At 44.6% G+C, this 25,762-nt stretch carries 22 protein-coding genes; 10 read left to right on the top strand and 12 right to left on the bottom strand.

The window, feature by feature from the left end:
- Positions 1-28 precede the first annotated feature (28 nt).
- The 3 genes from fbp to QE357_RS05320 form a co-directional block, all read right to left on the bottom strand.
- Complete coding sequence (fbp, locus tag QE357_RS05330) at positions 29-1,054, bottom strand: class 1 fructose-bisphosphatase (protein ID WP_309706330.1); 1,026 nt, start codon at positions 1,052-1,054, stop codon at positions 29-31.
- A 287-nt stretch (positions 1,055-1,341) separates the two neighbouring features.
- Positions 1,342-2,277 (bottom strand): DMT family transporter, encoded by a 936-nt coding sequence (locus QE357_RS05325; RefSeq protein ID WP_309706329.1) that lies wholly within the window; start codon positions 2,275-2,277, stop codon positions 1,342-1,344.
- Positions 2,278-2,301: 24 nt separating this feature from the next.
- Positions 2,302-3,417: an AI-2E family transporter gene (locus QE357_RS05320; RefSeq protein WP_309706328.1), complete on the bottom strand. Its 1,116-nt coding sequence runs from the start codon at positions 3,415-3,417 to the stop codon at positions 2,302-2,304.
- A 206-nt stretch (positions 3,418-3,623) separates the two neighbouring features.
- On the opposite strand from QE357_RS05320, the gene QE357_RS05315 reads away from it, so the two are divergent.
- Together QE357_RS05315 and QE357_RS05310 are read left to right on the top strand one after the other, a co-directional pair.
- Entirely contained in the window at positions 3,624-3,998 is a 375-nt protein-coding gene (locus QE357_RS05315; RefSeq protein WP_106636171.1) for a Rid family detoxifying hydrolase, read from the top strand.
- Positions 3,999-4,861: 863 nt separating this feature from the next.
- On the top strand, positions 4,862-5,656 hold the full coding sequence (locus QE357_RS05310; protein ID WP_309706327.1) for a hypothetical protein: 795 nt from the start codon (positions 4,862-4,864) through the stop codon (positions 5,654-5,656).
- 59 nt (positions 5,657-5,715) lie between these two features.
- Here QE357_RS05310 and rny read toward each other — a convergent pair whose 3' ends face one another.
- The 5 genes from rny to pheT all read right to left on the bottom strand — a co-directional run bounded on the left by rny (position 5,716) and on the right by pheT (position 10,820).
- Positions 5,716-7,287 carry a ribonuclease Y gene (gene rny, locus QE357_RS05305; protein ID WP_307142285.1) on the bottom strand — a complete coding sequence of 524 codons (1,572 nt, stop codon included), beginning with the start codon at positions 7,285-7,287 and terminating at the stop codon, positions 5,716-5,718.
- A gap of 89 nt (positions 7,288-7,376) precedes the next feature.
- Complete coding sequence (gene zapA, locus QE357_RS05300; protein WP_307142284.1) at positions 7,377-7,658, bottom strand: cell division protein ZapA; 282 nt, start codon at positions 7,656-7,658, stop codon at positions 7,377-7,379.
- 288 nt (positions 7,659-7,946) lie between these two features.
- Positions 7,947-8,306, bottom strand: coding sequence for a hypothetical protein (locus QE357_RS05295; protein ID WP_307142283.1), 360 nt, complete (start codon positions 8,304-8,306; stop codon positions 7,947-7,949).
- 86 nt (positions 8,307-8,392) lie between these two features.
- Positions 8,393-8,839 carry a hypothetical protein gene (locus tag QE357_RS05290; RefSeq protein WP_309706326.1) on the bottom strand — a complete coding sequence of 149 codons (447 nt, stop codon included), beginning with the start codon at positions 8,837-8,839 and terminating at the stop codon, positions 8,393-8,395.
- Between the two features lie 16 nt (positions 8,840-8,855).
- A complete protein-coding gene (gene pheT, locus QE357_RS05285; protein WP_309706325.1) occupies positions 8,856-10,820 on the bottom strand; it encodes a phenylalanine--tRNA ligase subunit beta in 1,965 nt (654 codons plus the stop codon).
- A gap of 200 nt (positions 10,821-11,020) precedes the next feature.
- On the opposite strand from pheT, the gene QE357_RS05280 reads away from it, so the two are divergent.
- Entirely contained in the window at positions 11,021-11,635 is a 615-nt protein-coding gene (locus QE357_RS05280; protein WP_309706324.1) for a class I SAM-dependent methyltransferase, read from the top strand.
- 485 nt (positions 11,636-12,120) lie between these two features.
- Positions 12,121-13,170, top strand: a complete 1,050-nt coding sequence (locus QE357_RS05275; RefSeq protein ID WP_309706323.1) for a tetratricopeptide repeat protein — start codon at positions 12,121-12,123, stop codon at positions 13,168-13,170.
- Positions 13,171-13,247: 77 nt separating this feature from the next.
- On the opposite strand, the gene QE357_RS05270 is transcribed toward QE357_RS05275, so the two are convergent.
- Positions 13,248-13,886: a DedA family protein gene (locus QE357_RS05270; RefSeq protein WP_309706322.1), complete on the bottom strand. Its 639-nt coding sequence runs from the start codon at positions 13,884-13,886 to the stop codon at positions 13,248-13,250.
- Between the two features lie 199 nt (positions 13,887-14,085).
- Here QE357_RS05270 and QE357_RS05265 point away from each other — a divergent pair, with 199 nt between their 5' ends.
- Positions 14,086-14,616, top strand: a complete 531-nt coding sequence (locus QE357_RS05265) for an acyl-CoA thioesterase (protein WP_307142277.1) — start codon at positions 14,086-14,088, stop codon at positions 14,614-14,616.
- A gap of 125 nt (positions 14,617-14,741) precedes the next feature.
- Here QE357_RS05265 and QE357_RS05260 read toward each other — a convergent pair whose 3' ends face one another.
- From QE357_RS05260 to QE357_RS05250, 3 genes are all read right to left on the bottom strand, one after another.
- On the bottom strand, positions 14,742-15,635 hold the full coding sequence (locus QE357_RS05260) for an SMP-30/gluconolactonase/LRE family protein (RefSeq protein WP_309706321.1): 894 nt from the start codon (positions 15,633-15,635) through the stop codon (positions 14,742-14,744).
- Between the two features lie 74 nt (positions 15,636-15,709).
- On the bottom strand, positions 15,710-16,192 hold the full coding sequence (locus QE357_RS05255) for a hypothetical protein (RefSeq protein WP_309706320.1): 483 nt from the start codon (positions 16,190-16,192) through the stop codon (positions 15,710-15,712).
- A gap of 33 nt (positions 16,193-16,225) precedes the next feature.
- Positions 16,226-16,765: a TrmH family RNA methyltransferase gene (locus tag QE357_RS05250; RefSeq protein WP_307142274.1), complete on the bottom strand. Its 540-nt coding sequence runs from the start codon at positions 16,763-16,765 to the stop codon at positions 16,226-16,228.
- Between the two features lie 180 nt (positions 16,766-16,945).
- Between QE357_RS05250 and QE357_RS05245 the strand changes: the two genes are divergently transcribed.
- The 5 genes from QE357_RS05245 to QE357_RS05225 all read left to right on the top strand — a co-directional run bounded on the left by QE357_RS05245 (position 16,946) and on the right by QE357_RS05225 (position 25,726).
- On the top strand, positions 16,946-17,941 hold the full coding sequence (locus tag QE357_RS05245; protein WP_309706319.1) for a GHMP kinase: 996 nt from the start codon (positions 16,946-16,948) through the stop codon (positions 17,939-17,941).
- A gap of 121 nt (positions 17,942-18,062) precedes the next feature.
- Positions 18,063-18,932 (top strand): UTP--glucose-1-phosphate uridylyltransferase GalU, encoded by an 870-nt coding sequence (gene galU / locus QE357_RS05240; protein ID WP_307142272.1) that lies wholly within the window; start codon positions 18,063-18,065, stop codon positions 18,930-18,932.
- A gap of 159 nt (positions 18,933-19,091) precedes the next feature.
- A complete protein-coding gene (locus QE357_RS05235) occupies positions 19,092-21,917 on the top strand; it encodes a prolyl oligopeptidase family serine peptidase (protein WP_309706318.1) in 2,826 nt (941 codons plus the stop codon).
- Positions 21,898-22,092 (top strand): hypothetical protein, encoded by a 195-nt coding sequence (locus QE357_RS05230; RefSeq protein WP_309706317.1) that lies wholly within the window; start codon positions 21,898-21,900, stop codon positions 22,090-22,092. Before QE357_RS05235 ends, QE357_RS05230 begins: the two co-directional genes overlap by 20 nt.
- Before the next feature lie 889 nt (positions 22,093-22,981).
- Entirely contained in the window at positions 22,982-25,726 is a 2,745-nt protein-coding gene (locus QE357_RS05225; protein ID WP_309706316.1) for a putative Ig domain-containing protein, read from the top strand.
- Positions 25,727-25,762 lie beyond the last annotated feature (36 nt).

The raw sequence follows: 25,762 nt of genomic DNA, 5'->3' as shown, positions 1-25,762 counted from the left end.
GGGCAATTGACTTCTGTCAATCTACCCGTTATTTAGCCGCCAGCATTTCTTCTTTTTGTAGCGTAATTTTTTCTACTTCCTTTACCATATTCGTTGATCCAATGCATAAAGCACTTCGCTGATGTAAATTCTTAATTTTTACCTCCATTAATCGCTGTTTACCGTCAGTAGCTAAACCGCCCGCCTGTTCAATGATAAAAGCTAACGGATAGCACTCATACAATAAGCGTAGTTTCCCGTTAGGGGTTTTAGCCGTTGGAGGATAGAAATAGATCCCTCCTTTCAAAAGGTTCCGGTGGAAATCTCCTACTAATGAACCGATGTACCGGGAAGAATAACGACGGGTACGGCAGGTGTCCAGGTAATCGGAAATAGGCTCTGGAAAGTCCAGAGCATTGCCATCATTAATGGAATAAATGGACCCGTCTTCGGGAATTTTGATGGTTGGATACGACAGAAAAAACTCACCGAGCGAGGATTCGTAAGTGAATCCATTCACACCGTGTCCAGTAGTGTATACCAGCACGGTTGAGGAACCGTATAATACGTAGCCCGCCGCTACCTGAGCATCGCCACCCTGTAGAAAATCATCCAGGGTTACCTTCGTTCCCACAGGGCTCAGGCGACGATAGATGGAAAAAATGGTTCCGATTGAAACATTCACATCAATGTTGGAAGAGCCATCGAGCGGATCAATTGCCACCACATAGCGGGCATCGTCGTTCCCCGTCATTACGATATTTTCTTCTTCTTCAGATACAATTCCTGCCACTTCTCCCCCATTACGTAGAGCCCGCATAAAGCGAATATGAGCGATCATATCCAGTTTCTGCTGCATTTCACCCTGAACATTAGACGTTCCGATGGCACCGGTCACATCCACTAATCCAGCTTTGTTGATTTCACGATTGACAATTTTGGCGGCGATGGCAATGTCACGTAATAACTGCGACAATTCCCCGGTAGCAAAGGGAAAAGCATCCTGGTTACGTTTGATAAAGCGATCCAGCGTAACGCCTACGGGAAGAGCGATGGTTTCATCCAGAAAAGTCATAGGTTATGCTCGTCTTTGGGTGGTTATAACTAGTTTATAGAGATATGGATTTTACTCAGCACTACGATTTCACGAGCAGAGCTTCGAAAAGCCCAGACCCAATCGATTTCTGCGAACAGAAATAACCCTGATCGATTTATTAAAAAAATTAAATAATATACTGTAGGAAAGAGGCTAGTAACTGCTGATTATAAGACGTTTAATTAATCACAATACCCTTGCTTTTTCTAAGAAAAATCTAATGCTTTTTTTACAGAAACTGATACTAATAAGCATGACAGCATGTATCAGGAAAGCTTTCCAGTTGTTTTTTTCTTCCAGGCTATCAGTACGCCTCCGCTGATAATCAAAGTAATGCCTAAACTCATGACGAAGGAAGGAAGGGGGTCGCCCAGAATGATTCCGAAAAGTAGAGAAAAGACAATATTAGAGTACCCTACCGCTGAAACGCGACCCGCTTTATCCATACTTAGTGAACGGGTCATGCATAATTGAGCAAGTAAAGCGGCCAGTCCCATCATTAACAGTATCGCCCATTCCCAACCCTGAGGCCAGACGAAGCGACCAATCAGCCAGTGATTAACGTCAGGGAACAAACTTCCCGTTAGCATAGAGAGAGCCGGGAGAATCAGCCCTGATAACATAAAGGAAAGAACAATGGCCCGCGTATCATAATACCGATTCAGGCTGCGAATGGACAGGTACGAAACGGCAGTTAATATCGCACAACTCAGCCCGATCAAATGCCAGCGGAGGGGCATGGTAACGTCCGGTCGGAAAATGAGTAGAATTCCCAGGAAACCCAGCCCGATAGCCAACCATTCCCGACGATTTAGTTTCTCGCCGAAGAATAAAAAGGAAAGAATGCTTAAAAAAATGGGATAGGTATATTGATAAGCCGAGGCCGTTCCCAGACTCAGGGTCCGAACGGAATAGAAAAGCATATACAAAGAGGCCGTTCCCACTACACCCCGAAAGATTAACAACAGTGGCTTTCCGCCCGGCTGCTGCATGGGTTTCTGTCTTAAGCTGATCAGGATGGAAATAACTCCCACGAGGTTTCGGAAAAATACCAGTTCAACGGCCTCAAATCGGGAACTCAGTTGCTTGGCTATCAAGGTCATTCCAGCAAACAGAAACGAAGCCAGTAACATTAATGCAATGGCTGAGGACGCATAGCGTTGGTAAAAAGTCTTTTTCGCAGGAGTAACAGTTTCGATCATGAACTAGGGAGAAAGGGTATTGGCTCAACTCATTTTCTCCCCTGCTCGTTCCCAAAAACGCATCCAACGCGGAAACATTGATTGTCTGGCATCTTCGGGCTGGTCGTCTCCAATCAATATACCCCAGGGTTCGAGGCCTTCTACCCGATCAAAAACTACCTTCATTAAAGCAATAGCTGGAATGGAAAGGAACATTCCTGAAACACCCGCCAGAGCACCTCCCACCAAAACCCCCACGATAGAAACCAGAGCATTCACTTTGACTTTTGAACCCACAATCATGGGAACCAGAATGTTATTGTCAATGAACTGTACCACTAGAAAAACACCCACAACTCCCAGTAACACGCCAGGATCGGGGTTATTAACGAAGGCTATTAATACGGCCAGAATGGTGGCAACAATGCCGCCAATGTAAGGAATCAGGTTGAGGATGGCGGCGATAGCACTGAGCATAATAGCGTATTCAACCTTTAAAGCCAGTAACCCTACTGCATTTAAAATCGCTACACAGAGCGTTTCCAGCAATAAGCCAACTACGTAACTTTGAATCACAGTCTTCACCTGCCCAATGATTTCCCAGACTTTTTCCGCCGCTTCTTCAGCGAATAAGGATACAATGAATTTGAGCAACATGGCCCGGTAATAGAGTAACAGAAAGATGTAAATGGGTAATAAGGCCAGCGTTCCTAATGGACCGGAGATGGCTGAAATAGCTCCGTCACTCTGCAAGCTCTCCAGCGTTTTTTCCTGCACCTGTTTTACGTACTGGGCCTGCTTGCCGTAACTTACCCGGTATTCACTGCGAATCCAGCGGCGGGCATCGCGGTAAAAGTCATTGATATGGGCCTGAAGCTTGGGAATATCGTCCGAAAAATCCGCGATTTGTACGGAAATAAAGAAACCAACGGCGATTAGAAAAGACATGGCCAGAAAGAGGGTCATACAAATGGCAATGACTTTATGAAAACCCCGCCTCATGAACCAGGCTTCGACGGGGCGTAACAGGATGGCAAGTAAACCCGCCAGTGCCAGCGGAACAATTATTTCTTGACCAATGTAGATTCCGTACGTCAAAAGGGTAAGAATGATCAACACGTGCGACATACGGTGATACAAAGGACGACTGGACGAAGGCATGGCGTTGCAGTAAAATGTGGAACCGAATACTAAGGTTAGGTAATATAGACACCCCAAAGGCGTTTTTTACGAACCTGACCTGTTTTAAATTTTAACAAAAACTCAATTCTAATTAGAAAGTTTTAAGGAATCAATCTCGTCGAGTTTATCCGAAGAACTTCGAGGATTTTTATATCTTGCCTCCTTAATTACTTGTTTCGAGACCAATGAAAAAGCAGATTATTTTCACCCCTAATGCTCCCGCACCCATCGGCCCTTATTCCCAAGCCATAAAAATTGACGGTAGAGTATATGTTTCAGGCCAGATTGCAGCCGATTTAGCCTCTAGTGGAGCCGGCGTAGCCGCCGAAGCTCGTCAGGTTATGATTAGCATCGGAGAAATCCTACAGGCGGCTGGTATGAATTACCATAACATTGTTAAAACCAGCATTTTCTTAAAGGACATGAATGACTTTACCGTAATCAATGGTATTTACGGTGAATTTTTCTCCGGCGATTATCCCGCTCGTGAAACCGTTCAGGTATCTCGCCTGCCCAAAGATGTATCGGTAGAAATCTCAGTAATTGCCATGGAAGACTAAGTTCTTCTTCCGTTGACAGTTGATTTGAGGTAGTATACGCGGCCTGTGGAATCCACAGGCCGCTTTTTTATTTTATGGGTAGAGCCGTGATTTCATTGCGTCTGTTTAGGAAACAAAAATCATTGGAATCGTAACAAAAGCCGCCTCTTCCCCAGACGCGATGAAGTCGCGTCTCTGCCTGAAATGCTTGTTCCACCGTGGTTGGTGTCCTCACCAACCACGTTTATCATTGGCTGGTGAGGACACCAGCCAGGGCGGGAGGAATTCGTAAGTGCGTTAACCTACCCGCCCGTCCCCGGATTAACATCCGGAGCTATTCAGGTTCAACCCCTCCGGGGTTAAGGTCTCCATTTTCAAACCTCTTCCCTACCTTTCCGCCCTAGTTGGTGAGAACACCAACTACTATGCTTTTTGGCTGGTGAAGACACCAGCCATAGCGGGAGCATGTACCTCATACCCAAAACCCCGGATTATCATCCGGGGCTATCCAGACCGGAGCTATCCAGGTTCAACCCCTCCGGAGTTAGCCCGCCCCCGGATTATCATCCGGGGCTATTGATAATTAAACCCCGCTGGGGTTATAACTCCCATTTTCAAACCTCTCCCCTACCTTTATGGGTTTTTATCTTTCCAAACTCCAAACTCCAAACTCCAAACTCCAAACTCCAAACTCCAAACTCCAAACTCCAAACTCCAAACTCCAAACTCCAAACTCCAAACTCCAAACTCCAAACTCCAAACTCCAAACTCCAAACCGTAGCGGCGGCCGCTCAAAACTCAAAACTGTTAATACCTGTTAATTGCATTCCTAATCCACTAACATTCAGTTACCTTTGGCTAGTCGACCTTAATCTGCATTAGCTATGAAACCCATCCTATACTTATTTATCTTTTTAATCAGTACGGCCTGCCACAGGTCCGCTATTCGGCTTAACTCGCTTACTCCCGATACCCATCAGGAAGATGGACTTCAGGTAGCTCGCCAAGTAGGACGTGATTTGAAAGTAGTTACCTCTTTTGAAAGTGTTTATGAAAGCCGTCAGCGGGGAGCGAAGATAGAATACCTTATTTTCGATACGGAAGTAACCAACCTCAGCGAGCATCCCATCGAGATTAAACCTAGCGATTTTGAGATTTCTGCCCTTGATACTAAAAAGAATCTGCTTCCCTCTTTCAACGGTTACTCGGGCTCCTGGAACCGAAAAGGGCTGGATCCTGATCAGGAGTTAGTTCGGATAGATCAGCAGATGCGACAGGAACAGAAGGTGCTGAAGTTTAATAAAGTCTTCAATACCGTTTTATTGATAGGCCTGGTAGCCGCTGATGTTTCCAATCAAACGAATACCCGTCAGAGCTACCGGGAATTTGCTTCCAAAAGTGCAGGCATTGCAGGCGGCTGGCAAACCCTGGCTATCAAACGGGTAGCCGATCATCAGCGATTTGCCAATCGGATGGATCAGTTAAGTTGGGAAAAGGGAAATTTTCAACAGGAAACCTTTCGTAGAGCAGTACTTAATCCCGGGGAAGCATTGCGGGGCAAACTGCTACTGGAATCCAATCGGGACGCCGCCTATTACCGAATTGACTATCCGGTTACTTCCGAACCCATTAGCTTTTTATTCGAGCAAAAGTTAGTCAAACAGAAACGTCGTAGATAACTATAAACTAAAAGAGAGCCTCGCGAATACGAGGCTCTCTTTTGGTTTACTAGCTCAATCTATTTGGCGTAAGCTACGGATCGCATTTCCCGAATAACGGTCACTTTAATCTGACCAGGGTATTGCATATCCTTCTCAATTTTCTGTGAAATATCGTAGCTCAACTGGCTTGCTTTCTCGTCGGTTACATTGTCCGAATCAACAATCACCCGCAATTCCCGGCCGGCCTGAATAGCGTAGCATTTGTCAACGCCATTAAAATTCAGGGCCAAAGCTTCGAGGTCTTTCAGACGCTGGATATAGCTTTCCATCATCTCGCGACGAGCTCCAGGACGTGACCCGCTGATGGCATCGCAAACCTGAACAATCGGTGAAATCATGCTGGTCATTTCGATCTCATCGTGGTGAGCTCCAATGGCATTGCATACTTCGGGGTGTTCCTTGTATTTCTGAGCCATTTCCATACCCAGAATCGCGTGAGGCAACTCGGGTTCTTCGTGCCAGACCTTACCAATATCGTGGAGTAAGCCCGCTCGTTTGGCCAGTTTTGCATTCAGTCCTAACTCAGAAGCCATCGTAGCACAAAGCTTGGCTACTTCGCGAGAGTGTTGAAGCAGGTTTTGACCGTAAGAAGAACGGAAACGCATCCGGCCTACCATCTTGATTAACTCAGGGTGTAAGCCATGAATGCCTAAATCGATTACCGTACGTTCACCAATTTCAACGATTTCGTCTTCGATGTTTTTCCGCGTCTTTGCTACCACTTCCTCAATGCGGGCGGGGTGAATCCGACCGTCCTGAACGAGGCGGTGTAAGGATAAGCGAGCAATTTCCCGACGAACAGGATCAAATCCCGAAATAACGATGGCATCTGGGGTATCATCGACGATGATTTCTACACCAACCGCCGACTCCAGCGTACGAATGTTACGTCCTTCGCGACCAATGATTTTACCTTTAATATCGTCAGATTCGATGTTAAACACCGATACGCAGTTCTCAATCGCCTGTTCAGCAGCCGTCCGCTGAATGGTTTCGATTACAATTTTCTTCGCTTCCTTGGTTGCCGTCAGTTTGGCTTCCTCCACGATATTCTTTACGTAACTCGTCGCCCGCGTTTCTGCTTCTGCTTTCAGGTTATCCACCAATTGCTGGCGAGCCTCATCAGCGGTTAATCCGGCAATGCGTTCCAGTTGAGCAATCGCGTTTAAACGAGCTTTTTCAGCTTCTTCCGTCTTCTTTTTGATCGAATCCTGCTGTTGAGAAACCTGCTGTTTTTGTTTTTCCAGCTCGTCTTCTTTCCGCTTCGCCTGCTCACGCTGCTGATTAATCTGACGTTCGAAGTCCTTTAACTTGGCTTCGTTTTCCTGAAGAATACGCTTCCGTTTATTCGTTTCTTCTTCGAATTCGCTCCGGCGTTTCAGGAAATTTTCCTTTGCTTCAAGAATCCGCTGATTCTTAATATTCTCGGCCTTTTCTTCCGCGTTTTTGATAATGTCTACAGCTCTGATCTCAGCTTCGGCATCCCGATTTTTAATCGTTTTTCCTAAAAAGTACCGAGTTAGCAAGAACACTATGGTCGCAGTAACGAGGGTATCGAGTAAATACGATAGAACATTACTATCCTGCATTTCTCTGTATGGTTATATTATAGTGAAACCAAACAGTCCTCTGCCGGAAGCCGTCAAAAGTAAAGAAGAGAGACTTATTTCCTTATCAATCAGTTCCTTAAAATCGGACTGACTAATTCATCCATCATTTCGAGTTGGGCAAAAGCCTGATGCTGTAACGCATTAAGTTTCAGGTTAGTGACCATGCAAAAAAGCATTACACGCGTCATCCGCTCGTGCATGCTATGTACGTTTTCCTTCTCGAGTAACTGTTGCATTTGCTGGTTCAATAATCTGGCTGCTTCCCGAACGTAGAGTTCATCTTCCTTCGGAATATTCATTTCATATTGAGTGCCTGCTAGCTGTATGTGGATGGTACGGTTAGTTCCCATGCAATGGTAGTTATGGCTTATAATCGCTCTAACTGCATTTTTCTTCGGTCTTTTAATCGGCTGTGGGGCCGGTCAGATGGCCTGTATTACAATCTAAACTTTTACAAGTTTAGTACTTTAAAATGAAATAATACAAATTGAAATCAGTCTATTACGTTTCAGACTTCATTTAAAGTTACAATAAAAAGGCGATTAAGTGTCTATTTAATCCTTAACCTTACTCATTGTGAACCTTCTGAATCGGTATTATTTCTTTTCCTGCCAGTTAAAATTAACCCTGAAATTTTTCTATTCTGATAATTTCTTAATGGCTTTATCAACTTCCTGAATGAAGTGATCCACCTGAATTCGTAAGGCCTCTGGGTTATCAGGGTTTAACGAATCCATAGCAATCCGACTCATGCGGCCTTTTTGATCGCTTCGTTTACGTAAATCGGCCAGCTCCAGTTTTTGCTTCTTGATGAGTTCATCCCGCTCTTTCAATAAGGCGTGCAACCCCTCTAGCTCCCGTTGCTTATCCTGCAACACCATATTCATTTGTTCCACCTGAGAGATTACCGTGCGTATTCTCAATTCCAGATGCTGCCCCTTGGCACGTAATCGGTCTTCCAGTTCATCCGCCGAGCGGGAGGTATCTAGGGGATTCATGTTTGAAGGTTTGTGTTTAGAGTTAGTTATTCTGTAAAGGCTGGTAACTCCCCGTCAGGAATCACCAGCCATTCAAAATGCTAAGCTTATTTTCTGATCACTGCTTCTAATTCTTTCTCAAAACCAAGCATTAACTTATTCATGGTTTTGTCAATCTGCGTATCTGTTAGCGTCTGGGTAGAATCCAGCAGGGTAAAACTTACTGAATACGATTTCTTCCCTTCGCCCAGGTTAGGCCCCTCGTAAATGTCAAAAACATTCAGACTTTGCAGGAGGTTTTTCTCATACTTACGAGCTACTTCCTGAATTTGTTTGAACGAAACGTTTTTATCGATCACCAGCGATAAGTCGCGACGTACTTCGGGGAATTTTGGAATCTCCTGGAACGTCACTTCCGTCGTATAACGATCTACCAGGGCGTTCCAACTCAAATCGGCAAAGAAAACTGCCTGCTTCAATTCTGCCCGTTTCGCCAGATCACTTCTTACCAAACCAATCGTGGCCAGTACTTGTTTACCCACCAGGTATTGCAAACCATAAGACCAGACATTACCGGCTTCTACTTCCTGCAGCGAAACGCCTTTGATTTCCCATTTTCTTGAAAATCCGGGTTACCGCTGATACCAGGTCGTGGAAAGACACGGGGCGACTTTTTTGCTGCCAGGATTCTGAAACCACATTACCCGTGATGTATAGAGCGAGGTGACGGGTTTCCGTGTATTCGCCCTCTACTTTGTGATACGTCTTACCAAATTCAAAGAACTTCAGGTCACGCTGACGACGATTGACGTTGTGAGCCAGAGCTTCCAGACCGGAAAAGAGCATACTCTGACGCATAACGCCTAAATCTTCGCTCAATTTATTCAAAATCTCAACATTTTCACCAGGAAGGCTATCTTTTATACTTTCAGCATAAGCGGGTTTAGTCAGAGAATTCGTGAAAATTTCCTGAAAACCAGCCCCTGCCAGCAATTGAGAAATTTTGAAAGGAACGTTTTCCCGATCCTTTGAAGGTACTGGGAACTTTGCCAGATAATCCGTTTGTAAGTTATCCGATAAAGCGATGTTGTTCAGGCCGTAAATACGAAGAATTTCTTCTATAACGTCCGCTTCACGCGTTACATCGACGCGATACGCCGGAATCGAAGCGGTGAAGCCTTCGTCCGTACCATTCCAGACTTTAATGTCCAAATCCGTCAGGATTTGGTGAATTTGTTCGTGAGGAACTTTCTGACCAATCAGTCGATCAATATTCCGATACCGCATTTCTACCTGAGCAGGCTTGAACTGAGCCGGATGCGTATCCACTACTTCACTGGTAATTTTACCCCCCGCAATTTCCTGAATCAGTAATGCCGCCCGTTTCAGGGTATATAGTTTGAAGTTAGGATCCGTACCGCGTTCAAAACGGAAGCTGGCGTCAGTCTTCAGCCCGTGACGCATCGACGTTTTACGAACCCAGTCCGCTGCAAAATAGGCTACTTCGAGAAACACACGAGTCGTGGTTTCTTTGATTCCAGAATCCTGCCCACCAAATACACCGGCAATGCCTACGGGTTTTTCAGCATCGCAAATCATTAAATCTTCCTCCGACAGAATGCGTTCTACGCCGTCTAGCGTAGTGAACTTGGTGCCAGTTGGTAAGGTCTTTACTAGGATTTTCTGTCCTGCCAGTTCATGCCAGTCATACGCGTGCATGGGTTGACCCAACTCATGGCAAATGAAATTGGTAACGTCTACGATGTTGTTGATAGGACGTAAACCAATCGCCAGCAAACGCTGCTTCAGCCAATCCGGCGATTCAGCTACTTTCACGCCATCGATCGTTACACCGCAGAAACGAGGGCAGGCCTCTGTATTTTCTACGGTTACCCCAATCGGATACTGATTGGAATCGGCATAGAAATTATCCGTAGAAGGTAATTTTATTTCACGGTGCAAGAGAGCTTTCAAATCACGAGCGACCCCTACGTGCGAAGCCGCATCGGCCCGGTTAGGCGTCAGGCCAATGACAATCTGATAATCTGGCTCTAATTTGAAAAATTCAGCCGCAGGTGTGCCATTAGGTACGTCCGTGGTTAACACCATTATACCGTCGTGGCTGGTACCGAGACTGAGTTCGTCCTCGGCACAAATCATGCCTTCCGAGGGATGGCCGTATACTTTTCGTTTTCCGATGGTAAAAGGCTCACCATTGGTTGGGTAAATCGTGGCTCCCACCGTGGCTACTACTACTCGCTGACCCGCCGCTACGTTAGCTGCTCCGCAAACAATGGTAGCGGGTTCATCCGTACCGATATTCACCGTGGTCAGGTGGAGTTGTTTTTCCTTCACCATAAAAGGCTCGCAGGTCAGTACTTCACCAATCACGACTCCCTGAAGGCCACCAGGAACCGAATCGATTCGTTCAATTTCTTCAACTTCCAGTCCACATCCGGTGAGCAGTTGATCTAATTCTTCGGGTGACTCGTTCAGAGAAATATACTGTTTGAGCCAATTGAGGGAAATATTCATAACACTAAGACAATCACTTGAAAAAAGCCCGGTATAGTTGAGTAATGGGCCGGGCAGACAAACGTCTATTTTGCAAAAATAACTAATAAACCTGTTTAGCCTTTAGCCTTTTGTGTTTAGAGTCGCAGAGTTTCTTTGAATTATTACCTTTATTTTTATCAATTGCGTCTAAATCTACACTTTTTCAAGCCTTTTTAGCCATGCCAGCTTCGCATCCAGCCTTGGGTTATGCTTTTTTGACTCCCTTTTACGAATGGGCCATCTGGCTGGGCGTTCCGGAAAAGAAAATTCGGAAAGAGTTAATCTCCAGAATCAAACCCAGTGATTCTGTTCTGGACTTTGGCAGCGGAACGGGTACATTTCTGAAAGATTTGCTCGCGTATAATCCCTCGCAAGCCGTTTGTGGACTTGATACGGATGCCTACATGGTGAAAACTTCCCGAAAAAAAGGACTTCCCGTGGATTTCTATACGGCGGGTAGTTTGCCCTACCCCGATCAGAAATTTGATGTTGTTACCAGCACCTGGGTCTTTCAGCATTTTTCCGAAGAAGAGGTTCTCTTCTATTTCCAGGAGATTCGAAGAATTCTAAAACCTACTGGTGTTTTCTGGCTTGGCGACTGGGGACCTTCGCAGGGACCTATTCAAGCCGGGTTGAGTAAACTGGTTCACTGGATAGACCCGACTCAGAACGGATACGGCCCGGCTGACTTATGGCCCGGCTGTTTATTAAAGTGTGGTTTTCAAAAGGTAATCCGAAGCGAGCCTATTCTGACCCGGCTGGGCACTTTCTATTACTGGCAATGCCTACCTTAGAATCAATACTCAAGATCAGTTACTTTGCTACTGCTCAAAGCCGGAGCTCTTGAAACACTTTCATGAAAAAGCGGTTGAACTGAAGAGAATTAAAAAAATCTATGGTTTAAGAACATTTGTAGTCGTTTTTTGTAAAAAATGAGATGTTGGTTAGCTAGCTTTTTCCTGAATGCTTTAACTAATACACATTAAATCGTTTTAATTTCCTGAAAGATCCTGGCTTGATTTTATTACTTTTTAGTGAAAACAAAGTCTGTTATGCTTTTGGGTAACTCTGTTAAAATTTCAGAATTTGAACTAGTTCTGAAGTCTAACAAGGTTAATTGAAGATCATTTTACGTTAATTTTCGTTAATACTAAAAGGTATACTTGCTGAATTCCGAATAGTCGTTCATTTTCGGTATCCGGTTTTGTTGATAGGCCGCGATGGAAATTAACTCCTATAATTCTAACTCACGACCTATTGATTTTCCAAAACGACTGCCATGAAACCGTTTTGTTTGTTTTTGCTCTTTGTATTTACCCAGCAAGTGCTGGCTCAGGATATTACTACGGATCGGCTCAAAGGAGTCTGGGTAGCCAAGCGGGTAGAATACCGCAATGGTTACCAGATGATGAGCGACACGGAAGTAGATCAATCCAATATCGTTTTTGTGTTTGAAGACAAACGCTTACGCTTCTACACGAACGAACGTTCTACATCCGTGAGTTATACGCTCAGTGGTAACCGCATTCGTACGGCTCAAAATGCTATTTATCAAATTGACAAGCTAACTGATTTTGAGCTTCAGCTATCAGAGCAAACCTCTTCGGTCATGCGAACTGACCAGTTACGTTTCATTTGTTCCCGTCAGGATGCGAGCAGTTACGATGATTACATCCGAAAAAAATTCATTTTACCGGCGGCTCGTTTTGATTCTGACACGTTTTATGTGATGAACGAAACGATCTTCCCGAAATTCCGTACCCGTCTAATTGACAGCAGTTTTTACGAATCGTATCGAAATTCCTACAATTTCATTGAAGATGCATTCCGGCAACTGGCTCGCCCTCGACGGGATCGTTTTCGGGTTAGTTTCATCGTTAATGCGACCGGGCAGGTTGAAAACATTCAGATTGTAGAAAGCTCCGATCCTAAAAACGACGCGAACCTTCGCAAAGCCATCAAGGCCTCGGAAGGGATGTGGATTCCGGCCCGGATTTCGAACAAGCCCGTGCGAACGCAGGTGAATTATGAATTTCCGTACGGTATTCCTGAAAATAAACAATTATCGCTGGACGATATTAAGGCTCTGAAGGCAAAGGATTTGTTTGAAACGGGATTACAGCATTTCAATCGCCAGCGGTATGCCGAAGCTCTGGAAGTCTTTAATCAATGCGTGGATTTAGATCCAGGAAACGTGTCCATTCGCTTCAACCGGGCGGCTGCTTTATTCAAGCTCAATCGCACACAGGATGCTTGTAAAGATTGGAAGCTCCTGGAAAAAGCCGGAGAAAAAGAAGCAACCAAGTGGCTTAAGAAGTATTGTCAATAAGAGAAGAGGTCAGCATTTTGAATGCTGACCTCTTCTTATTTTTAACTTCCTGAATTTCAAATCTCTAAACGTATTACTTACGCCTTATCTCCACCCATATCGCGGCGAGCGTTGAAGTAACCCTTCACCACCGTAAAAGTCGTAATGGCCAGGAAGAAAATGATGATGTAATGCACGTAGTTAATAATACCGGGAAATTTCTCTCCTAGGTAAAAACCACTTCCACACAGTAACAAACTCCACAAAGCTCCTCCGATGATGTTATACGTCATAAAATGGGGAAAGTCGAGTTTGATCATGCCCGAAAGAATGGGAGCAAACGTGCGAACAACGGGTAAGAAACGGCTAATAATTAAAATACTGGAACCGTATTTCCGAAAATACTGACGTGTCGTTTCAATATTCTTCTTTTTGAAAAAGAGCGAATCCGGTCGATTTTCAAATTGCGTTCCGAAAAACTTTCCGAATAAGTATCCCGTAAGAGAACCCATCACCGCCGCTCCAAAAATGCAGAGTAATAGTAAGAGTAAGGTAACGTTCAAGACACCCGTTCCGCAGAAAACGCCCGCCAAAAACAGCAGGTAATCGCCCGGAAGGAAGAAGGCAAAAAAGAGACCGTTTTCTGCAAAAACGATCAGGGTGATGACTACCAAACCTCCCGTACGGATAATCTCCTGGGAGTCAGTAAGCATAGTCAACCAGTCTGGTAAATTCATGGTTTGAAAACGTATTTTTGACGAAGGTAGGCACTTGTCTGATTATAGACGATTCAATTTCCTGAATTTTAGCAGAAACTACATCAGCGGTATTTCTATTCTCAGGTTCTTCCTACTTTTGTTCTCAGTTCCCTAAAAGTTTATACCTTCCCACTGCATACTTCATCAACCAGCATTTATTATCCGAACATCAACGGCTTTGATTGAACCGAAATTTGCCTCCGACTCCTTAACCACCATGACCGAAATGGTCTTTCCCAACGATACTAATAATTTGGGAAACCTGATGGGTGGTAACCTCTTACGCCTGATCGACATCTGCGGTGCCGTGGCTGCTCAGAAGCATTCCCGCCGCATTGTGGTAACGGCCTCAGTCGATAACGTAGCTTTTAAAGATCCCATTCCGCTGGGTAGTGTCATTACGCTGCGAGCCTTCGTTACCCGGGCTTTTAATTCTTCAATGGAAGTCTTCATTGACGTACATGCCGAGAATATTCCTGCGGGTGAACGCATCATGACGAACCGGGCCTTTTATACCTTCGTTGCGATTGGAGACGATGGAAAACCGACTGAAGTACCCGCCGTGATTCCTCAGACGGACGAAGAAAAACTATTCTACGAGGCCGCTCTCCGTCGCCGACAGTTACGTCTGGTATTGGCCGGACGCATGACGCCCGCCGAAGCTACCGAGCTGGCTAAGTTATTCGAGTTACCGACGAGTAACCTATAAGTTAAATAAGGTTCGCCATTAGTTTGAGTAGGTTTGAAAAAGTTAGAGGGTTTGAACGGGAGTTAATTACCCATTCAAACCCTCTAGCTTTTTCAAAACATCAAACGATATCAAACTCTTCTAGCCTATTTTCCCGGAGTTTCTACCCGAAACTGCTCCATTCCTTTACGGTCTTGCAGGGTTACGTAAACCGTTTTTTTATCCTTCCCTCCAAAAACGAGGTTACTACAGCTCTTTCCTTTTAAGGGGATTTCCCGAATCAGCTTTCCTGCCGGGCTCAATACTGCAATGGTGCCTTTGCCGTGACGCGTGCAATAGAGGTTTCCTTTTTTATCACACTTCATGCCATCCATTCCAAAATCAGTAAATTCGTGAAAGAGCGTTTTATTCTGAACGTTACCCTCCGCATCCAGATCATACTTCCAGATTTTTCGCTGAGCACTTTCATTCACATACAGCGTTTTCTCATCGGGACTCAAGGTAATGCCGTTCGTTGTGCCGAGGTTTTCCAGTAATAAGATCGTCTTCCCCTCCGGCGTTACTTTCCAGAGCTTTCCGGTATTATCCTTCCAGCTAGGATCAGAAGCGTAGATTACATCTTTTTTCGTAATACAAATGTCGTTAGGCTGGTTAAAACGATCATCGTGAGCAAAGACGCTTACTTGCTTCGTTTGCATATTCACTTTCAACACGTTATGATTTACGAAATCGGCCAGTAGCATTTCCCCTTGCGAGTTAAACTGAATGGCATTAGCGATACTCTTGTTAGGTAAAGTCACAAACACTTCACCCTGTCCATTTGCATCTATTTTCCCGAGGGTTCCATCCTGCCTGAAATTTACCACGTAAAGATGCCCCGCTTTGTCAAAACTCGGCCCTTCAATGTTAGTACTAAACTGATTTTCAGCCGTAAAATCACGACTTACGTACAGGTCTTTTTTGGAAGAATGAGCCGTACTGGCCTGACGGTTACAACTAGCAAAGGCTAGCGGAATTAATACTAGATAAGAAAGTTTCATCGATGTCTATGGTAATAAAAATAATGAGGTTCTCATTTTCATGAAAACCTCATTAGTCAGGTAGTGACTAGCTATTATAACGGTGTTTCTGGCGTTTCGATATCCGTTGGTTCTACTTTTTCATCTGTCGTATTCACTGCCGATTTGGCTCCCGTAGCGGGTACTTTTGAGCCGCTCGGTTTTGCGGCGGGTGCCGCAGGTTTGCGAGCCGGAGCTTTGGCAGCGGGTTTAGCCGCGGGTGATGGCTTCTCGTCTTCTACTTTCTTTTCAGCATCAACCTTCTCTTCCGAAGGTTTTTCTTCTTTCTTTTTGGGAGTTGGTGCTGGTTTTCCAACCGTTTTTTTGGCTTGTTTTTCTAGTTTCTTCTTCGCATCCTTTGCCTCTTTCTCTCCTTTCTCCTTCTCTTTTTGCTGTAACTTACCAAACTTTTTAGCTAGCTCTTCGGCGGCTTTTTCAATTTGCTTGGATAATTTTTTACCATGTTTGGGATTCAGACCTGCTAGTTTATCAGCTAAGACAGAAGTCAGTTCGGAGGTGAGTTTTTTGTCGGGTTTCATAAACGTACTTGTTTCGAGAGTATTAAGCTTAAATCAGGGTTTTGATGCGAATCGTTTATTGACAAAGTCCCAGCAAACAATGCCAGTAGTAACGGCAATATTTAAGGAATGCTTCGTTCCGTACTGAGGGATTTCCAGGCACTCGTCGGCAATTTCAATTATTTTATCATTTACTCCAAAAACTTCATTCCCGAAAACGAAAAGATAATAGTTACCTTCTTCGGGCTGAAAGTCGGGAAGCTTCAGACTTTCCTCTACCTGCTCCACGGCAATGACCTTTACTCCTTTCGCTTTCATCATTTGGCAGAACTCAACGGAGTCCGGCACATGAACCCATTCTACGGATTCATCGGCCCCGAGGGCTGTTTTGGTAATATCCCGATGAGGAGGCGTTCCCGTAATTCCCCCCAGATACAAAGTAGAAACCCGAAAGGCATCCGAAGTACGAAAGACTGACCCTACATTATTTAGACTTCTGACGTCATCCAGTAAAATAGAATACGGAAATTTTTCCGTATCCTTGAACTCTTCAACCGACATACGGCCAAGTTCATCCATTGAAAGTTTTCCCATAGAAAATCAGGGTTTTTACCCTTAAAAAGGGTCTTTTCCTGCGAATGGATTTTTAAAATCCGGGGGTAAAGTTCGTGAACTTCCGGTTTTTGACACTCAATTTTTTCATTTACCAGCCGCTAACTCCTTTCGTTTGAGGCTTTTTCCTTTCATCCTCATCACTTTAAACCTTCATCTCAGGTGCTGATTGAAACGCGAGCGTACGCCCGGGCCGGGCTTTTAGGAAATCCTTCTGATGGTTTTTTTGGTAAAACATTATCTATTTCTGTACGAAATTTTGGGGCTTCCGTAACCCTATGGCAATCGCCGGAACTGCATATTGAACAACAGGAAGCCGACGCGAATACCTTCCGCAGCATTTTTCACCTGTGCGATACCGTTGGCCAGATTGGCTATAACGGGGGCATTCCACTGATTAAAGCAGCCATCCGGAAATTCACTACTTATTGTGTCGATCAGGGGATACGTTTGTCTAACCGGAATTTTACCATTCGTTACAGTAGCTCTATTCCAAGACAGGTGGGCCTTTCGGGCTCCAGTGCTATCATTGTTGCCACGATGCGGGCTCTGATGCAGTTTTACAAGGTAGACATTCCCATTGAATATTTACCGACGTTAGTTATGCAGTCGGAGACGGAGGAACTGGGCATAACCGCTGGTTTGCAGGATCGGGTTATTCAGACTTATGAAGGCTGTGTGTACATGGACTTTGCCAAAGACTTACTCGACAGCCGGGGTTATGGCCATTACGAACGGGTAAATCCGGCCAAACTTCCCAAACTCTATTTAGCGTATAATACCGACATGAGTAAGGTTTCGGGGAAAGTGCATAACGACGTTAAAGCCCGATTTAACCGTGGCGAGCCCCTGGTGGTGGAGACCATGCAGAAAATTGCCCATCTGGCTACGCTCGGAAAAGAGGCCGTAGAAACTCAGGATTACGAACAGCTCAATCACCTCATCAATCAGAATTTTGATTACCGGACGCAGATTTATAATATTCATCCCGTAAATATCAAAATGATTGAAACGGCTCGTCAACTTGGAGCTTCGGCTTCCTTTACGGGTTCAGGCGGAAGTATTATCGGCATGTACGAAAATGACGAAATGCTGAATCGCCTATTTGTCGAACTAAAAAAATTAAACACCCGGGTTATCAAGCCTTATGTGATGTAATTTCTGGTTGTTGGTGGATAGTTAATGGGTTGTTATGCTAATGCTGTTTTTAGATTTACAATCTATAAATAGTAATCTAACAACGATCCAATTCACCAACGACGATCAACCATACTTAAACATGATCAAAAAAGCGATTATTCCTGCCGCCGGTTTTGGAACCCGGTTTCTTCCTGCTACCAAAGCTCAGCCGAAGGAAATGTTACCCATCATCGACACTCCTACCATTCAGTATGTAGTGCAGGAAGCCGTGGATTCGGGCATTGAAGATATTCTGATTATTTCTGGGAAAGGAAAACGTTCCATTGAAGATCACTTTGACCGGAACTTTGAGCTCGAAACCCGTCTGGCCGAAAAAGAAGACGAAATGCTGCACGAGTTACGCCGCCTCTCCGACATGGCGAATATTCACTTCGTGCGTCAGAAAGAACTCAACGGTCTGGGTGATGCTATTTACTATGCCCGTCACCACGTGGGAAACGAGCCCTTCGCCGTATTACTCGGCGACACCATCATGGATTCGGTTATTCCCGTGACGCAGCAGTTAATGGATACATTCGCGACGTACCGTTCGTCAGTAATTGCCGTGGAAACCGTTCCTGCCGATAAAGTAAATCGGTACGGCATTGTGGGGGGTAAAGAACTAAGCGATAGCATTATGCAGTTGGAAACGCTGGTTGAGAAACCTGCCGTGGGCCAGGCTCCTTCCCATCTGGCCATTGCCGGACGGTACATCCTAACGCCCGAAATTTTCCGCATGATTGAACAAACCCCCAAAGGCAAAGGCGGAGAAATTCAACTTACCGATGCGATGTTGTTACTACTCGCCCGCGAAAACCTCTATTCCCACCGGATTGAAGGCAAACGCCATGATATTGGGAACAAACTCGACTTCCTCAAAACAACCGTAGAGTTCGCTCTGAAACGCAAGGAATTTGAAAAACCCTTCCTGGCCTTCTTAAAAGATATTGTTCAGCAATACGAAGCTTGATAGCTTATCGTTTCTACCGCAAAATGCCCAAGCCCTAATGGTTTGGGCATTTTTTATGCGTTTCCATTCATCCCTCATTTTCACGCTTCTGACCTTATCTAACTAGGTTTTAGAGGTATATTTTCGTTATTTTAACTGTTTTTATTCTCTCATCATCATATGAAAAAAATTCTCCTCTTTGGACTCTGGCTGGGAGCCTGCCTTCCGGCTCTGGCCCAAACTACCCCTAAACCGCCCATTACCTGGAAAGACGTCACAAACTGGAAAGCATTATCGGCCTTTGGCGGCACGCAACTCTCTCCCGATGGTCAGTGGATGGCTTATGTTTTGATGTCGGTAGCGGAAGGTGACGCGGATCTCATCATCCAGAAAACTTCGGACACCACGCAATATAAGTATCCTATTGGAGCAGCGACGTTTGTTCCCATGAGCTTCTCTGACGACTCCCGATTCTTTGCATTTAAAGTCTTTCCAACGGCGAAAGAAAAAAAAGCAGCCGCGAAATCGCCCGGCAAACCTTTACTAGAAAAGGCATTTCTGATTGAACTCGCGGGTAATAAAAAAACCGAATTCGAGCGGGTTACGTCTTTTGCCTTCAACGGCGAACAATCTTCGCATCTGGCTTTATTACTAAGCCCGGCAACGCCGTCGGCAGGTCCAACGGCTCCCAAAGGACGCGATTTGTTACTCTATGATTTAGGCTCCGGCAAAACTCAAAACATTGGGAATATTTCGGAAATGTCCTTTAATAAGAAGGGGGACTGGCTGGCCCTTACCATTGATGCCAATGAGAAAGCGGGTAATGGTCTTCAGGTTCGTAACATGAATACGGGCGTAACGACGATCATCGACAGCGATAAAGCCCGGTATCAGTCGCTGAACTGGACAGAAAAAGGCGATGGTCTGGCAGCTCTGAAAGGCGTAAAAGACGACAAGTATAAAACCGATGTGATGAGTGTGGTAGGCGTAAAGAACTTCGCTACCAAACCTGAACTAACTGAATATAACCCCAAGAAAGATAGTCTGAACTTTCCGAAGGGAATGAAAATAAGCCCTAATCGCCGTCCCTATTGGACGGAAGATCTGAGCCGTTTGTTCTTCGGCATTCATAAAGAAGACCTGGTTAAGAAAGATACCAAAGGCACTGCCAAAGCAGATACCGCCAAGAAAGCGACTCCAGCTCCCAAGCCTGTTTCTGATGTTGAAAAATTAGCGAAGATTAAAGCCGATACCAGCATCAAATCGCTGGACGATTTACAGAAAGCCCTCGCAAAAATTAAGACGGATTCGGCCAAAGTGGCTCAACGGGGAGGTAATGTACCCAACCTGTCGGGAGCTACGGATGATCTTGACAAACCCGAAGTAACCGTATGGAACTGGCAGGACAAACGTCTGCAATCACGGCAGCAGGTTACTGAAATGCAGGATAAGCAATTTAGTTTTCTGGCGATGTATGACGGTAAGAAATTTACCCGTTTGACCGATAGCACTCTTCTGAACATCAATCCGGCCCCGAAAGCTTTATATGCGATTGGTCTGGAAGACGCTGCCTACGAATTGGATGCCAGCCTTGATGGCCAGAATTACGCTGACGTATACGTAGTTGATTTAAAAACGGGAGCCCGTACCAAGGTATTCGAAAAGTATTATCTGTCGGGTTACGCCAGCACGCCTACGCCTTCGCAGGATGGAACCAAATTTTTGTACGCGAAAGACGGTCATTATTACGTATATGACATAGCGTCTAAACAAAGTTTAAACCTAACTGAAAAAATTCCGAGTAGTTTCGTTGATACGGAAGACGACCATAACGTAAAAAAACCAATGGTTCCTATGCTGGGTTGGTCTACAGATTCAAAATATGTGTTGCTTCGTGACCTTTGGGACATCTGGAAACTATCCGTAGATGGCAAAGAGGTAGTGAACCTGACGAAAAATGGCCGTCAGCAAAAAATCCGTTATACGAGTCGTTACAAGCTTGATCCTGAAGAAAAGGGCATTAATCTGAAGCAACCTTTATACGTTCGGGCATATGGCGAATTCACAAAGAAATCGGGAATTGCTCTGATCGAGGTAGATAAAAAGGGAAATCTGATTCCAGGCGTGAAGTCTTTACTCTGGGAAGATGCCAACATTGGCAACCTCAGTAAAGCTAAAAAAGCAGCCGTTTATACATTTACCCGTGAGTCATTCACTGATCCTACTGATTTTTTTGTGAGTAAATCAGAAAAATTAACAGATAGCAAGCAGGTAACTAAAAACACTCCAGATTTTAATAAATTCAGTTGGAGTTCGGGAGTGCAGCTAGTCGATTATGTATCGGATAAAGGTGATACTTTGCAGGGAGCTTTATTCTTACCTGCTAATTATACCAAAGGCAAAAAGTACCCAACCATTATCTATTACTACGAAAAACTCTCGCAAACACTGAACGTTTACACGAACCCCAGCTTCAGCGGCACGGGCTGGAATCCGAACGTTTATACATCAAATGGGTACGCTGTTTTCATTCCAGATATCGTCTATAAACTCAACGATCCAGGAATGTCGGCAGTATGGTGTGTGTTACCTGCCGTGAAGGCGGCCCTCAAAACGGGCGTGATTGACGAGACCAAAATGGGTATTCACGGGCACTCCTGGGGAGGGTATCAAACCAGCTTCCTCATTACCCAAACCAATATGTTCAAAGCTGCCGCTGCCGGAGCTCCGCTGACGGATATGGTTTCGATGTATAACCTGATTTACAAGAACTCAGGTACGAGTAATGGGCAGATTTTCGAAGCTTCACAGGGTCGCCTGGTGGCTCCCTGGGATAACTGGGAAGCTTACTTCCGAAACTCTCCGCTGCATCACGTGAAAAATATTCAGACGCCTTTATTATTGTTACACAATGATGCTGACGGAGCCGTAGACTTTACACAGGGTATTGAATATTACACGGCCATTCGTCGTTTGAAAAAGCGCCGTGGCCTTAGTTCAGTATAAAGGAGAAAACCACGGTCTGGCGAAGTTGGTGAATCGCAAAGATTATGCTATTCGTATGATGGAATTTTTTGACTATCACTTGAAAGGCAAGCCTGCTCCTGACTGGTGGCAAAAAGGCATAGACCGCCTGGATATGGAGGACCACTTAGAAAAACGCATTGTATTTGACAAATAACCAAAAGCCCTCGTTGCGACGAGGGCTTTTTTTGTAGGTTCTTCATAACAATTCGCAAAATCATAAAAAAAAATATTCATTATTATCCGCTTAATAAACATTTATCTATTTACTTTACGACATCCCAATGTATGCTACTGACTCGCTTATACTCTATTAACCGTTAACTAATTAAAGTATCTTATTTTTTGGTAATAGAATATTAATTGCGTTACTTAGCATAGATTAAATTAGATATTCTATATAGTATTAGTTATATATTACATATCTAATTTAACAATTTCACGAGTTATGAGTTTATGCAATACCGAGCTCTGTTATCCCTTTAGTCAAGAGATAACATTTGCCAAAATTCATCTAAGGAATTTAACCCGCTAATAACTTATTCAATCTGCTAATGAAAAACTCTACTTTATGTTTTTGTATTCCGCACCTTTCCAGGCCCGTACAAATCTCTAGCTGATTTTTAATTCAGCTTGTTCGTATTTTTCTGCTCTTTACGGTCTTCCATGTCTCATGAGAAGAAGTGGTCGTTATTTGGCTTCAATAACGAAATGCCATTTACTGAAATTCATCTAAGTAATCTAATCCGCTAATAAATCATTCAATCCACTAATGAAAAACACTATCCAACCTCCCTGCATTACTTTCCTTCCTTAGGTCCGTACGAATCCTTAGCTGAGTTTTAATTCAGTTTATTCGTCCTTTTCTGCTCTTTACGGTCTTCCATGTCTCATGAGAAGTAATGTTTTAGTATGCCTATCTCTCTAAAACATGATTAATGAAGTGTGCCTAACAGTAACCTTTAATTCGCTAATAAATGGAAATTTTTACTTTACCCAGGTTTCAACCTAAACCAAAGCTAATAGCTTCTATCTGGCTATTAGTCATGAGTATCACTCAATTAACTCAGGCCCAGACTAAAACTTATTTAGAGGGCACTAAAACGGGTAATTACATTCAGGCCGGTAACCTCATCAGCCTGGGCACTGGTAGTGCGGGGCTATCAGCCCCTATGCAAGATCACACGGCCTTTCTCGCACACCGATTTTTTTATGGTACTACAAGTATTCTAACAGGAACTAATACAACTACTCCAACCACCCTAACAGCCTCACGAGACGTAGGGGCCGCGGGCCTTCTAGGAGCTGGAGCAGATGTCTATTTGCAATTTAGAAACACAGGTAATACAACTATTCCAGCGGGCACCACAACGTATTTTTATCTTAAAAATAGTCCTACCAATTCTGGCATTACACTGGCAGTAGGCGGGTTGTTAGGGGTAGTAGGTGCTAATAGCATTACAGGTAGAGGGTACGCAAACGCAGGCAATTATGCATTAAACACTGGTACATTTTCTTATAATGGCAATGAAAATGTAGGAACCGCAGTTGGTACAGAATCTGGAACAGAATCCCGTTTATTGATAGATAATACGGGTGAATGGTATGCGGCAGTAACTCCAAATGCAACCTATAATTCAGTTCGACTGAATGTTGCCTTTCCATCTGACATTAGCGTAAACTTGACAAGCCAGATCAAGGCAACGGTTTACAATGCCTTTACTCAATCAAATGGTTCTGCCTGTAATGCCAGACCTCAATTTACAAGCCCTGGTGAAGCATCTGGTATTACCTTATTAAGCTCTAACTCCGGCTTAGCTATTAATCAATTGGTGGCTAACCCTGAACGTGCTATCAACAACAACCCAAATGACTATTCGTCATTTAGTTCTGGTGTAGCAAGCGTTGGTGTAGCAAGTACAGTTTCTCAGACTTTTTACTTTGATCATCTTTCATCAACGAATGAAGGGGTTAAAGTTAAACTAGGTTTTTCCGAATCGTTATTAAATCTAACCGCGTTAGGAAATTCCGTACAGTTTACCTTTTATAATGGCACAAGTCAAGTAGGTAGCACCCGCACCTTGGGAGGAAGTCTTATCAGCCTTAATTTACTTGATCTTATTACTGTCAATAGTGGATTTGGAATTTTAAGCACGACGATAAACCCAGGCGTTAGTTTTGACCGCGTAAAAGTCTCCTATTCTCCTGGATTACTTTCGACTGGAGTTTTAGGCGACTCATTCAGAATTTATGATGTAAACCTTGCTCCAAGTAAACCAACTATTACCCCAGCCTCACACATTGTCTATGTATACGCTGGTCAGACTCCCAATGCAACGGCTACTTCCGCAGGTAATCAAATCACTTGGTATAATCTGAATGGATCGGTTGTGGGCGGCCCTGCTGCTTCACCTTATGCGTTCCCAAGTGCGGTAAGCGTCAACAGCGATTACTATGCTCTGGCAAGCAGTGCCAGTTGTCCAAGTGTAGTATCAGATTCAACCCGTCTGAAAGTTATTGTGCGTACGCTTTCTTACACCAATCCTCCAGCCGGAAAAACGGGTCAGGTATATACAGGTAGCTTATCGGCTACGGTAACCAATCAAAATGGTCGTATTTTAAATTACGCTCTGGCTAACGGTTCCACCTTACCTCAAGGTTTAACTTTAAATTCCGACGGCACTATTACGGGCACCATCGCCTCTAGTGTAACTCCTGGTGATCAAGCATTCAATGTTGTGATTACAGATGTTACGAATGGGACAAACAATGCTATTCCCGCCGGAACGCATACGTATACGTTATCAGTAGCTCAGGGTCTTACTTTAGCAGCGGCCACGCTAGATCCAGCTCAGGTAGGAACACCTTATACTTCTGCGACGCTTCCAGCAGCTACGAATGGCACAGGTACCATTACGTATACCTCCACAGGACCCGTGAATGGCTTATCGTATGATCCTGCTACTCGCACGATTACGGGTACACCTACGGCTACGGGTACGGCTACATTCACAATAACGGCTCAAGATCAATCTACTCCTGCTCAGACGGCTACTCAAACCTATTCGGTGACGATTGGATCTCCAGCATTAGCACAACCTGCAGCTACCTTACCTTCAGGTCAGATTAATCGCCCTTATACCACTACAATTCCTGAAGCAACAGGTGGTACGGGCACCAAAACGTACGCTGCAACAGGCCTGACCAACGGATTAAGCTTTGACCCTTCCACTCGTGTGGTTTCTGGTACTCCTACTGCTGTCGGCTCGGTCAACTTTACAGTAACGGTAACCGATGCCAATAACCAGACGGCTAGCCAGAACTATACCATTGTAATCAATAATGCTCCCGATTTAACGGTAAGCGGAGAGATTGATAACAGCGAGTTCACACAACCCGGTCAGGCTAACGGCCATGGCTACCTCGTCACCCTCTACGAAATCAAAGGCGTAGCCACTTCTGACGTGATCACTTTTATCATCCAGCGGCCCGCCAACTGGAGCTTTGACTACTCCGCCAACGCGACTACCATCAATGTCAACGGCGGTACTACGGTCGATAATGCCAACTGGAACTTCTCTGTTTCGGATCGCTTTCTCACCGTCACTTCCAAACCGGGCGTGAGCATTCCGGCCAATGGCTCCGTTAGAATCGGTATCAATTTCTTCGTACCTACCGCTCTGGCTGAAAACACCACCCAGAACGTAACCATCAACATTAACGCCGGTACTGGCGGCGGGGAAACGCCCTCCTCCAATAACCTCGCAGTTACCGCTTTGACCTTCAACTAAGCATAGCCAACCGACCCGGTTGCCTAGGTAACCGGG

Source organism: Siphonobacter sp. SORGH_AS_0500 (assembly GCF_031453245.1).
Lineage (GTDB): Bacteria > Bacteroidota > Bacteroidia > Cytophagales > Spirosomataceae > Siphonobacter.
Note: the sequence above shows the minus strand (reverse complement) of the source record. Positions and strands in the feature narration are given on the sequence as shown.

Coding starts and splice junctions, on each gene's coding strand:
- fbp (WP_309706330.1), bottom strand. CDS start 1,054: ATGACTTTTCTGGATGAAACCATCGCTCTTCCCGTAGGCGTTACGCTG.
- QE357_RS05325 (WP_309706329.1), bottom strand. CDS start 2,277: ATGATCGAAACTGTTACTCCTGCGAAAAAGACTTTTTACCAACGCTAT.
- QE357_RS05320 (WP_309706328.1), bottom strand. CDS start 3,417: ATGCCTTCGTCCAGTCGTCCTTTGTATCACCGTATGTCGCACGTGTTG.
- QE357_RS05315 (WP_106636171.1), top strand. CDS start 3,624: ATGAAAAAGCAGATTATTTTCACCCCTAATGCTCCCGCACCCATCGGC.
- QE357_RS05310 (WP_309706327.1), top strand. CDS start 4,862: ATGAAACCCATCCTATACTTATTTATCTTTTTAATCAGTACGGCCTGC.
- rny (WP_307142285.1), bottom strand. CDS start 7,287: ATGCAGGATAGTAATGTTCTATCGTATTTACTCGATACCCTCGTTACT.
- zapA (WP_307142284.1), bottom strand. CDS start 7,658: ATGGGAACTAACCGTACCATCCACATACAGCTAGCAGGCACTCAATAT.
- QE357_RS05295 (WP_307142283.1), bottom strand. CDS start 8,306: ATGAATCCCCTAGATACCTCCCGCTCGGCGGATGAACTGGAAGACCGA.
- pheT (WP_309706325.1), bottom strand. CDS start 10,820: ATGAATATTTCCCTCAATTGGCTCAAACAGTATATTTCTCTGAACGAG.
- QE357_RS05280 (WP_309706324.1), top strand. CDS start 11,021: ATGCCAGCTTCGCATCCAGCCTTGGGTTATGCTTTTTTGACTCCCTTT.
- QE357_RS05275 (WP_309706323.1), top strand. CDS start 12,121: ATGAAACCGTTTTGTTTGTTTTTGCTCTTTGTATTTACCCAGCAAGTG.
- QE357_RS05270 (WP_309706322.1), bottom strand. CDS start 13,886: ATGAATTTACCAGACTGGTTGACTATGCTTACTGACTCCCAGGAGATT.
- QE357_RS05260 (WP_309706321.1), bottom strand. CDS start 15,635: ATGAAACTTTCTTATCTAGTATTAATTCCGCTAGCCTTTGCTAGTTGT.
- QE357_RS05255 (WP_309706320.1), bottom strand. CDS start 16,192: ATGAAACCCGACAAAAAACTCACCTCCGAACTGACTTCTGTCTTAGCT.
- QE357_RS05250 (WP_307142274.1), bottom strand. CDS start 16,765: ATGGGAAAACTTTCAATGGATGAACTTGGCCGTATGTCGGTTGAAGAG.
- galU (WP_307142272.1), top strand. CDS start 18,063: ATGATCAAAAAAGCGATTATTCCTGCCGCCGGTTTTGGAACCCGGTTT.
- QE357_RS05235 (WP_309706318.1), top strand. CDS start 19,092: ATGAAAAAAATTCTCCTCTTTGGACTCTGGCTGGGAGCCTGCCTTCCG.
- QE357_RS05225 (WP_309706316.1), top strand. CDS start 22,982: ATGAGTATCACTCAATTAACTCAGGCCCAGACTAAAACTTATTTAGAG.